The organism is Legionella sp. PATHC035 (assembly GCF_026191115.1).
Classification (GTDB): Bacteria; Pseudomonadota; Gammaproteobacteria; order Legionellales; family Legionellaceae; genus Legionella.
Map to the genome: position 1 here is coordinate 528,497 of NZ_JAPHOT010000001.1, position 10,618 is coordinate 539,114.

The window sequence follows — 10,618 nt, forward strand, 5'->3', positions numbered from 1 at the left end:
TTCACTCAGGTTTTTAGTTTTTTAGGGGGTGATATGACACTCGCTACCCAACCTCCTCCTAGAGCTTTGACCAAACCCACAGCAGAAACCATTTGCAGGCCATCTACTTGTGTTGCTGCCTGTTCTGCTGCAAGTGCGCTGATCTGAGCAGTAAGGACATTAGCATAAGTAACCGTTCCAGCCTCATATTGATTTTTAACAATTTTGAGTGCTAAGAGCGCATCGGCTGCTTCTTTATCTTGAACTAAACTCTGTTGTTCCAAAAGACGTAAAGAAATCAAATTATCCTCCACGCTTTGAAAAGCAGAGAGCACTACCTGACGGTAATTAGCGACCTGAGCCATGTATTGGGCTTTTGCTGCCCTCACTCCCGCGGAACGATAGCCTCCATCAATAATAGTTTCTGCCAGTTGAAAACCCGTAGACCAACTGATTGCGGGTTTGTGGATCAGTTGATGAAAGCTGTGCCCAGCAGCACTAATGGTTCCAGTCAGAGTTAAATTAGGAAAATAGGCAGCAACGGCGACTCCAATTAACGCACTGGCTTGTTGCACCAAGCGCTCAGCTTGTGCAATATCAGGCCTTCGTTCCAGCCAAACGCTAGGGACTTGCAAGGGAATTGGTGGTGGTTTTAATTTAATCATCACAGGTTTTAGCGAAAAATAAGCAGGTGGACGTCCCATCAATACAGCAATTGCATGTTCGTATTGACCGCGTAAAATACCGTTATTAATCGCTGATGCTTGAGCCGATTCAAGCTGGATTTGCGCTTGAACCACATTGGCACGTGATACAACCCCCGATTTGTATTGATTTTTTGTAAATTGTAAAAGCTTTCTATAAGCAATCACTGTATCATCTAAATACTTTTGCACCTTATCCAGTGTACGTAATTCAAAATAATATTGTGCTAAAGCACCTTGAGCGGATAAACGCGTCACACCGATCAATGCTTCATTAGATTCTGCTAAAGAAAGATCGGCCTCTATGGTTCGACGCACAAGTCCCCAAAGATCGGGTTCCCAGGTTGCATTCAAAAAAGCGGTATAAATTGTTGTGGTTTTTGCAGCAGGTACAATATTTGTTGTTGCCGTTCCTGTAGTTCCGGAGGTAGTGATAATGGATGTGGACCCTCCAGCTTGACGTTGTTCAAATAAACTAAAGGCACCAACTAGCGTGGGATACAAACTCGCTCGTGCCTGGTCAACAATTGCGAGCGACTGTCGAAAGTTTGCCTCAGCATTCACAATACTTTGGTTGTAGTGATACAACTGATTCTCTAGATCATTCAATACTGGATCATTAAAAACCTTCCACCATTCACCTCGATCCCTATCATCCTGAGGCTGAATAGGTTTCCAATTTTTACGCCTAGTGCCAATTGCTGTTTTACCTTTGGCTTCTTTAAAATGTGGCGGCACTACAAGTTTTGGAGGTACATAATTAGGACCAACCATACAAGAAGAAAATATGCAAGAAGACAGCGCTAAAAAAAAGAAAAACTTGAATTTCTTAAAAGATTGTGGGGATTTTGATCGCTTATGAGTGGCCATAGGCACCTCGTAACTTAAATCGTTTTATAAAATGACGCACACGTAATCCTGCAGTATCCATTGCCAAATAAATGACCGGAGTAGTGTACAGTGTTAATAGCTGACTTACGATTAAGCCACCAACAATCGCGATACCAAGCGGTCGACGTAATTCAGAACCCACACCAAAGCCAATGACCAGAGGCATAGCGCCCAATATGGCCGCCATAGTCGTCATCATAATTGGGCGAAAACGTAATAATGCTGCTTCATAGATCGCTTCGCGCGGTGATTTATTTTCCTTGCGCTCTGCCTCTAAAGCAAAATCGATCATCATAATGGCATTTTTTTTCACTATACCAATAAGAAGGATCATCCCAATAAGCGCAATAATACTTAAGTCTGAATGGAACAACATTAAAGCGAGTAATGCACCAACACCTGCTGAGGGTAGGGTAGATAAAATAGTAATCGGATGAATCAAACTTTCATAAAGCATTCCCAGCACAATATAAACAGCAAGAATAGCACTCATAATCAAAAATTTTTCATTAGCAAAAGACTCCTGGAATGCTTGGGCTGTTCCTTGAAATGCACCACGCATTGTGGGTGGCAAGTTCATTCTATTAATAATTTGCGTCACTTTATGTACCGCTCCACCTAAAGAGGTACCTGGAGCTAAATTAAACGAAAATGTTGCTGCTGGAGCCTGACCTTGATGGTTGACAGACAATAAAGTTGCTCCTTGTTCGAAACGCGCAAATGCAGATAAAGGGACTTTATTACCATCAGGGGAAATAACATAAATTTCCTCCAACATTTTTGGATATTGCCAATATTTTTGCGCCACATTCATGACTACGTAATATTGGTTCATTGGCATATACATCACGGAGATTTGACTTTGCCCAAAAGCATTATATAAGACCTTATCAATTTGCTCCGGTGTAAGACCAAAACGAGATGCGGCATCATGATCTACATTTACATACATTTGCAACCCATGATTTAGCTGATCATTATTCAAGTCAACAATTCCATGTAGCTTTGACAAGTTATCCATAATTTGCGGTGTCCAAGTCGCAAGATCCTTTAAATTGTCAGCCGATACTGTATATTGAAATTGTGCCGCGCTTTGTCTCCCACCTAGAGTCAAATCTTGGGCCGCTTGCATATAGAGTGTTGCCCCAGAAATTTGAGATAACTTGGCACGTAACCTGTCCTTCAACTGATCTGTAGTCTCTTTATTGAGTACAGATGACTTCATCATAATAAATACAGACCCAGTATTTGCCGTATTATTCCCTGGGCCGCTCCCTATAAAAGCAGCTACATTTTCTACTGCAGGGTCTTTACGAATTTCAGAAACAAATTGAATCAATTTTATTTTCATTGCATCAAATGAAATATTTTGATCAGCCTGTAATTGCCCCACAATTCTGCCTGTATTTTGTTGTGGGAAAAAACCTTTGGGAATGATAATGAATAAATAAGCAGTCAGTAAAATGGTACCCAAAGTGATCACTATCATGAATATGGGGTGGTATAATGCCCAACGCAGACCCCGTGCATAATGCATTCTGATATATTCATTGAAACGGATAAAAAAGTGGTCCTTTTCACCCTCCTCAGAATCAAGCATTCGTGCGCACATCATCGGGGTCAAAGTTAATGAAACAGCCATAGAGATAATGATTGCCAGTGATAGCGTAACCACAAACTCACGAAATAGACGTCCAACTATTCCCCCCATCAGCAGAATGGGAATAAAAACTGCAACTAAGGAAATACTGATTGATAATACTGTAAAACCAATTTCTTTGGAGCCATCTAAAGCGGCCTGAAATGGTTTTTTACCCATGCCAATATGACGAGAAATATTTTCAAGTACAACAACCGCATCGTCCACTACAAAACCAGTTGAAATGGTTAATGCCATTAGGGATAAATTATCAAGACTGTAGTTTAATAATTTCATAACCGCGAAGGTACCAAGCAAAGACAATGGTACAGCAACTCCAGGAATCATCATGGCACGTATGCTGCCAAGAAAGAAATAAGTAACAAAAATTACCAAACACATTGCAATAAGCAAGGTAATTTCCACATCATGCAATGAGGTTCGAATTGTTGTTGTTCTATCCATTAAAATATTTAATTTGATGTCACTGGGAATTGACGCTTCAAGTTGTGGCAACATTGCTTTTATGCTGTCAACCGTTTTGATTATATTGGCGCCTGGCTCTTTGAACAAAACCAGCAAAACAGCAGGTTTTCCATTAGCGATACCCGCATTATGAACATCAGCGACTGAATCAATCACCTCAGCTACATCAGAAAGCCGCACAGGTTGATTGTTATAATAACTAATAATCAGGGGAGCGTATCCGGAAGCTCTGAGTATTTGATCATTGCTTTTAATTGTTGAGGCTAAATCATCACGGATCAATTGACCTTTTGCTTGGTTTAAATTAGCAGCAGCAATTGCATTGGCAAGTTGCGTCAATCCTATTCCATAACTGTTTAATGCGGTCGGATTAATTTCAACCCGTACAGCGGGCAAAGAGCTTCCACCGACGTTCACTTGCCCTACCCCTTCACTTCGCAAAATTTTTTGTTGTAAAAAAGTAGATGCTACATCATATAACTGGCCTGGGCTTTTTTTATCTGAGGTCAAGGCAATAATCATAATCGGCGCATCAGCAGGATTTACCTTGCGATAGGTTGGGTTATTCGTCAAATTCGTTGGTAATTGACTTAAAGAGGCGTTAATAGCTGCCTGTATGTCCCGCGCAGCTCCATCAATGTTACGTGATAAATCAAATTGAACCGTTATCATCGATTGTCCTAAAGTACTCGATGACGTAAGCTGAGTAATTCCGGCAATGAGTCCAATCTGACGTTCTAAAGGAGCGGCTACTGAGGTGGCCATTACTTCCGGACTTCCGCCCGGTAACTGAGCTTGAACTGTAATTGTGGGAAAATCAATTTGGGGTAAAGGAGCCACGGGTAAAAAATTAAATGCGAGGATACCCGCAAAACTCAGTCCAAAGGCAAGTAATATTGTTCCTATGGGTTTATGAATAAATAATGAGGATAAATTCATACTTCTCTCCTCACTTGATCCGTGTTACTGCGATAATTCATTACTTTGCGTGATATACGATCAAATGTCAGATAGATAATTGGAGTGGTGTACAAAGTAACTAACTGGCTAACCATTAGACCACCAATAATCGCAATTCCTAATGGGCGCCGTAACTCGCCGCCGATACCATGACTAAGGGCTAAAGGGATTGCACCGAGCATAGAGGCCATAGTCGTCATCAAAATGGGTCTAAAGCGTAATAGCGCAGCCTCATAAATTGCATCTACAGGTTTTCTTTTGTACTCACGCTCTTGTTCAAGAGCAAAGTCAATCATCATTATGGCATTTTTTAATACAATGCCGATTAATAAAATAATGGCAATTAAAGCAATAATACTGAACTCATTATTGGTGAGATACAACGCCAACAAAGCACCCATTGTCGCTGAGGGTAAGGTAGATAAAATAGTTAAGGGATGGATATAGCTTTCATAAAGCACTCCCAAAACAATGTACACGACGACAACTGCGGCAACAATCAACCATCCTTCATTCGCAAGCGCATTTTGAAAGCTTTTTGCCGTCCCTTGAAAATCAGCAGTAATACTTAGAGGTAAATTCAGATTTTTCCTCATCTCATCGATTTGTTTTACTGCATCCCCTAATGAACCATTCTTAGAGAGATTGAAAGAAAGTGTAGCTGCTGGAAATTGATCCTTGTGTGCAATGACTAACGGTCCTACAGTTTGTTTCACACTGGCAATAGTCTTAATAGGAACTGAGCCACTTGATGTAGTTATCGATGAGGATACTGAGCCCGGGGTAATCGGCGATCCTAATGAATTAACCGTCGGATAATTTATCCCTGGACTTGAGGCGTTCGTTATTGAAGAAGTACCAGGAGAAGAATTATAGACTGTGGAATTGATATAAATGTTATCAAAGGCAACAGGCTCCTTTTGTAACTCAGGCAATACCTCCAAAACGACTCGATATTGGTTTCGTTGGGTAAACATAATCGATATTTGCCGCTGGCCAAAAGAGTCATAAAGGGTATCATCAATCATTTGCATACTGATTCCAAGGCGATATGCGGTATCCCGATCAACATTCAACTCGGTGACCAAACCCAGATTTTGTTGATCCGAGTTGACATCTTTCAACGCAGGTAACTGTTGCATGCGTTGCAACATTAATTTTGACCATTGGGTCACTTCCTCAAGGTCAGGTCCATTCACACTGTATTGAAATTCAGTGCGACTTGTTAACGTATCTATCGTTAAATCCTGAACAGGTTGCATGTACAATGTTGCCCCAACCACTTTTCTTAGCTTAGATTGCAATCGGCTTATCACTTCAGTCACACCGGGGCGTTCCTCAAAAGGCTTTAGATTAATAAGAATCCGTCCACTATTTAAAGTGATATTGGTTCCATCGATTCCAATAAATGAAGATAAACTTTCTACAGCAGGATCAGAAAGCACCGCTTTTGCTAACGCTTTCTGACGATTCGCCATTTCCTGAAATGAAACGGAGTCAGCCGCAACAGAAATGCCTTGAATCACCCCAGTATCTTGAATAGGGAAAAAACCTTTAGGAATTAGGAATATCAAAATCCCAGTGATGAGTATGGTAACAAAGAAAATGAGTAGAATGAGTGGTTGGCGTGATAAAACCCAACGCAAAGACAATTGATATTGTTCAATGAGATAGTTTAATTTTTTTTCGAGAAATTGTTGTAAGTCATTATTTTTGCTTTCACTTTCTGGCGTTAGAATGCGAGAGCACAACATAGGAGTCAAGGTTAAAGAAACGAATGCAGAAATTGCGATCGTTATCGTTAAAGTCAAAGCAAATTCTCGAAATAATCTACCTACTACATCCCCCATAAACAACAAAGGAATGAGGACCGCAATGAGTGATATAGACAGAGAAATTATTGTAAAACCAATTTGCTCTGCTCCTTTAATCGCCGCGACTAATGGTTTCTCACCATACTCAATGTAGCGCATGATATTTTCAATCATCACAATCGCATCATCGACCACAAACCCAGCGGCAATAGTCAATCCCATTAACGTCAGATTGTTGAGACTAAATCCTAATAAGTACATTAACCCTAGAGTGCCTACGAGAGCCAGAGGTACTGAAATACTGGGAATAATTGTTGCAGGTAATTTTCGTAGGAAAAGAAAAATGACCATAACCACTAAAGCTACAGACAAAAGTAATTCGAATTGAACATTTTTTACAGATGACTGAATACTCACAGTACGGTCAGTAAGCACCTTAATTTCCATTCCCGCAGGAATTGCGGATTGCATTCGATTCAATAGATGTTTAACCCGTTGAGCCACTTCGATTACATTGGCCCCAGGTTGCCTTTGAACGTTTACAATAATCGCAGGCTCATTGTTCATCCATGCTTCCTGCATGGTATTTTCCGCGCCATCGATGACATGAGCTATATCAGATAAACGAACTGGAGCTCCATTTTGATAAGACACAATGAGAGGACGGTACGCTTCTGCAGACAATAATTGATCATTTGAATTAATTGTATAGGCCAAACGAGGACCAGAAAAACTCCCTTTGGCTGTATTCACATTCGAAGCCATAACAACAGCGCGCAGATCTTCCAGCGTTAATCCATAAGCCGATAATGCATTAGGGTTCGCTTGAATACGTACCGCAGGACGATGCCCTCCGCCCAAACTCACTAGTCCCACACCGGTTACTTGAGAAATTTTAGGAACCAAACGCGTCTCAGCATAATCTTCAACGTGTGTTAAAGGGATTGTTTTTGAAGTCAATGCTAGAGTAAGAATTGGTGTATCTGCTGGGTTTACTTTGCTATATACGGGGGGATTTGGTAAATCAGCAGGTAAATAACTACTCGCTGCGTTGATTGATTGTTGGACTTCTTGTTCGGCAACATCCAGTGAGATATCAAGTTTAAACTGTAATGTAATAATCGATGAACCATATGAACTATTTGAGGTCATTTGATCCAAGCCTGGCATTTGTCCAAATTGTCGCTCAAGTGGTGCAGTAACCGTGGTGCTCATCACGTATGGGCTACCCCCTGGATAAAAAGTAGATACTTGAATGGTGGGATATTCCACATCAGGCAAGGCGGAAACAGGCAACAATTTATAAGAAAGGATGCCGCTCAAAAAAATAGCGAACATTAACAACGAGGTAGCTATAGCTCTTGCAATAAACGGACCTGAAATACTCATGTGATATTGCGGGTTATGGATTCATTAGGCCTCTTTCGAAGCTCTCTTGTAGAGGACCACTTCGTCTTCGCTACAGTACTCGAATGCTCATGTACTAATGCATACATTCCGGTTATGTGTTTTGCGCCTCCTAGTGGTCTTTCCGAAGCGAATTTAGAGAGAGATTTATTACCCGCTTTTTGAACTGACTCGCTGGAATGCTGATTTTGGACAAATACCGCCGAACCGTCCATTAATTTATCGGCACCATTTACGACTACTTTTTGGCCTGGCAGGACACCGCTTTTGATTACAGTATAATCACCACTGGTGGGCCCCATAACCACGGTTTGTGCGGTCACTGTATTATTTGCATGAATCACATAAATAAAATCTTTTGTGGTTGCATGTTGTATCGCCGCCGTGGGCACAACGGTCGCTTGTTTCAAGGTCTCAATTAAAATTTTTACATTAACAAATTGATTCGGAAATAATTTATTCTTTTCATTGTTAAAAATCGCTCGAAGCCTTACTGTTCCAGTTGCCGTGCTGATTTGGTTATCCAATGCCAACAATTTCCCTATTCCCAGTAAATTCTTCTGTTGCCGATCATAAACTTTCACTTGCATCTCTTTTCCAGCATAGGCCTGGGGTGCAATTTGTGGCACATAATCTTCAGCAACAGGGAAAATTACAGTAATGGGATTATGAGTCGTGATCACTGCAATACCTTGGGTATTTGAAGTTTGCACAAAATTACCAGGGTCAACTAAGCGCAAACCGATTCGCCCATCTATTGGGGAAGTAATATTACAATAGATAAGATTGATTTTAGTACTCTGAATCAAGCCTAAATCCGTTTTCACATTACCCTCGTATTGCTCTACAAGTGATTGCTGGGTCGCTAGGGTTTGTTGGGAAATAGAGTCTTCTTTCCATAATTTTTGATAACGTTTTAAGTCAATTCGGGCATTGGCCAATAGCGCTGAATCCCGCTTGAGATCCCCTTCATATTGAGTAAGCAATGCCTCATAAGGACGTTGATCAATTTGGGCAAGTAGATCCCCTTTTTTGACCAACTGCCCTTCTTTAAAAAAGACTTTCATTAATAACCCATTGATTTGGGTTTGCACTGTCACAGTATAAACCGGCGTTACCGTACCCAGTGCTGGAGCATAAATGGGTACATCACGAGTGGAGGAAGTTCCAGCAACAACAGGAATAGGTTTGGGAACTGTATTTTTTGATTTTTTAGTCGCGACATAAAGCCATAATGCTGCAACCAAAGTAATGCAAAGGATGACTAGCCCTAGGAAATTATCTGCTGAAACACGTTCTTGCCAACGTCTAGAAATCACCGTTTGATGATGCTTCTTAGGTGATTTTTTTTCTTCCATAAAAACCAGTTTCCTTGAGCGAAAATGAAGAAAGTCATCATAACGAATTTTCATGAGGGTAGCAAAAAAATCTAATGAAAAATAGGTCACGCTTGTTGGTGTTCTGAGATACGTCCTGTTGTCTAAGAAAAAAACTAAAATTGACACTATACTAATAAAAAAGATTTTTTTATTGCCCATCATTATTTCGCTCAGGAGAGAATATGGAAATAAAAACCTTTCAATTCCTCAAAAATAAAGGATGGAACTTGGAAGAGTTTCCCGATCTAGACTCAGAAAACACATTAGTGCTTATTTTTGCAGCACCAGAGTTCATTGATTTTCAAGAACCGATTATTCAATTAGCTAATTTTTATTGCAAATCAAAAGTCATAGGTTGCTCCACAGCAGGCGAAATTTATGGTGATGATCTTTTTGACCACAGCATTACCGTTGCTGTAGTCAAATTTACCAAAACAACTCTAAAATTTGCAAAAGCCGAGGTAAATCACAGTAAAGATTCAAAAACTACGGGTAAATTAATAGCGGAACAATTAAAAGCAGATGATCTACACAGCATCTTTATCTTGTCTGATGGACTTAATGTCAATGGTTCTGAATTAGTAGAAGGATTGAATACGGCAAATGGCACTCACAAACTCATTATTACTGGTGGATTAGCAGGTGATGGCAGTAATTTCAAAAAAACATGGACCATTTTAAACGATAAAATTCTTGATCATTATGTCGTAGCCGTAGGTTTATATGGTTCCGATGTTCATGTTGGACACGCCTCTAAGGGAGGATGGGATATTTTTGGTCCTGTTCGCCGAGTTACGCGATCAGAAGCGAATGTCTTATATGAGTTAGATTATCAACCTGCTTTGCAACTTTATAAGGAGTATTTAGGTGAAAAGGCTTCTGAACTGCCCTCTTCAGGGTTGCTTTATCCTTTAGCAATCAATAATCCTGAGGCCAATAATGACACCCAATTGGTTCGTACAATCCTGGCAGTTGATGAGAAAGAACAATCATTAGTATTTGCAGGAGATATTCCGACAGGATGGCATGCACAATTAATGAGGGCTAATTTTGACCGATTAATCGATAGCGCTAATGAAGCCGGTCTTCTGGCAAATCAATTAATGCTCAAAGACAACTTAAAGGAATTAGGTCCTGTTTTGGCAATTGACATCAGTTGTGTGGGAAGGCGACTGCTTTTAGGGGAGCGAACAGAAGAAGAAATCGAATCAACGATGTCCGCTTTACCTGAAGGTTCGACCCAAATTGGCTTTTATTCATATGGGGAACTATCACCTTTTTCTGTTGGAAATTGCGAATTGCATAACCAAACGATGACGATTACAACAATTTACGAAACATGATTATTAAAATAAGAGT

The 10,618-nt window shown here is 40.4% G+C and carries 5 protein-coding genes; 1 reads left to right on the plus strand and 4 read right to left on the minus strand.

Going from position 1 to position 10,618, the window contains the following annotated elements; genetic code table 11:
- Positions 1-5: 5 nt before the first annotated feature.
- From OQJ13_RS02410 to OQJ13_RS02425, 4 genes are read right to left on the minus strand one after another with little or no spacing between them, the layout of a single operon-like run.
- Positions 6-1,553: an efflux transporter outer membrane subunit gene (locus OQJ13_RS02410; RefSeq protein ID WP_265708929.1), complete on the minus strand. Its 1,548-nt coding sequence runs from the start codon at positions 1,551-1,553 to the stop codon at positions 6-8.
- Entirely contained in the window at positions 1,540-4,638 is a 3,099-nt protein-coding gene (locus tag OQJ13_RS02415; protein ID WP_265708930.1) for an efflux RND transporter permease subunit, read from the minus strand. Before OQJ13_RS02415 ends, OQJ13_RS02410 begins: the two co-directional genes overlap by 14 nt.
- Positions 4,635-7,862 carry an efflux RND transporter permease subunit gene (locus OQJ13_RS02420; RefSeq protein ID WP_265708931.1) on the minus strand — a complete coding sequence of 1,076 codons (3,228 nt, stop codon included), beginning with the start codon at positions 7,860-7,862 and terminating at the stop codon, positions 4,635-4,637. The genes OQJ13_RS02415 and OQJ13_RS02420 overlap by 4 nt, the downstream gene beginning before the upstream one ends.
- Positions 7,859-9,238 carry an efflux RND transporter periplasmic adaptor subunit gene (locus OQJ13_RS02425; protein WP_265708932.1) on the minus strand — a complete coding sequence of 460 codons (1,380 nt, stop codon included), beginning with the start codon at positions 9,236-9,238 and terminating at the stop codon, positions 7,859-7,861. Before OQJ13_RS02425 ends, OQJ13_RS02420 begins: the two co-directional genes overlap by 4 nt.
- Before the next feature lie 203 nt (positions 9,239-9,441).
- Here OQJ13_RS02425 and OQJ13_RS02430 point away from each other — a divergent pair, with 203 nt between their 5' ends.
- Positions 9,442-10,602 carry an FIST signal transduction protein gene (locus OQJ13_RS02430; protein ID WP_265708933.1) on the plus strand — a complete coding sequence of 387 codons (1,161 nt, stop codon included), beginning with the start codon at positions 9,442-9,444 and terminating at the stop codon, positions 10,600-10,602.
- Positions 10,603-10,618: the final 16 nt, after the last annotated feature.

What these genes read in the sequence shown, in the direction of transcription:
- OQJ13_RS02410 (WP_265708929.1), bottom strand. Translation starts at nt 1,553, where the DNA reads ATGGCCACTCATAAGCGATCAAAATCCCCACAATCTTTTAAGAAATTC.
- OQJ13_RS02415 (WP_265708930.1), bottom strand. Translation starts at nt 4,638, where the DNA reads ATGAATTTATCCTCATTATTTATTCATAAACCCATAGGAACAATATTA.
- OQJ13_RS02420 (WP_265708931.1), bottom strand. Translation starts at nt 7,862, where the DNA reads ATGAGTATTTCAGGTCCGTTTATTGCAAGAGCTATAGCTACCTCGTTG.
- OQJ13_RS02425 (WP_265708932.1), bottom strand. Translation starts at nt 9,238, where the DNA reads ATGGAAGAAAAAAAATCACCTAAGAAGCATCATCAAACGGTGATTTCT.
- OQJ13_RS02430 (WP_265708933.1), top strand. Translation starts at nt 9,442, where the DNA reads ATGGAAATAAAAACCTTTCAATTCCTCAAAAATAAAGGATGGAACTTG.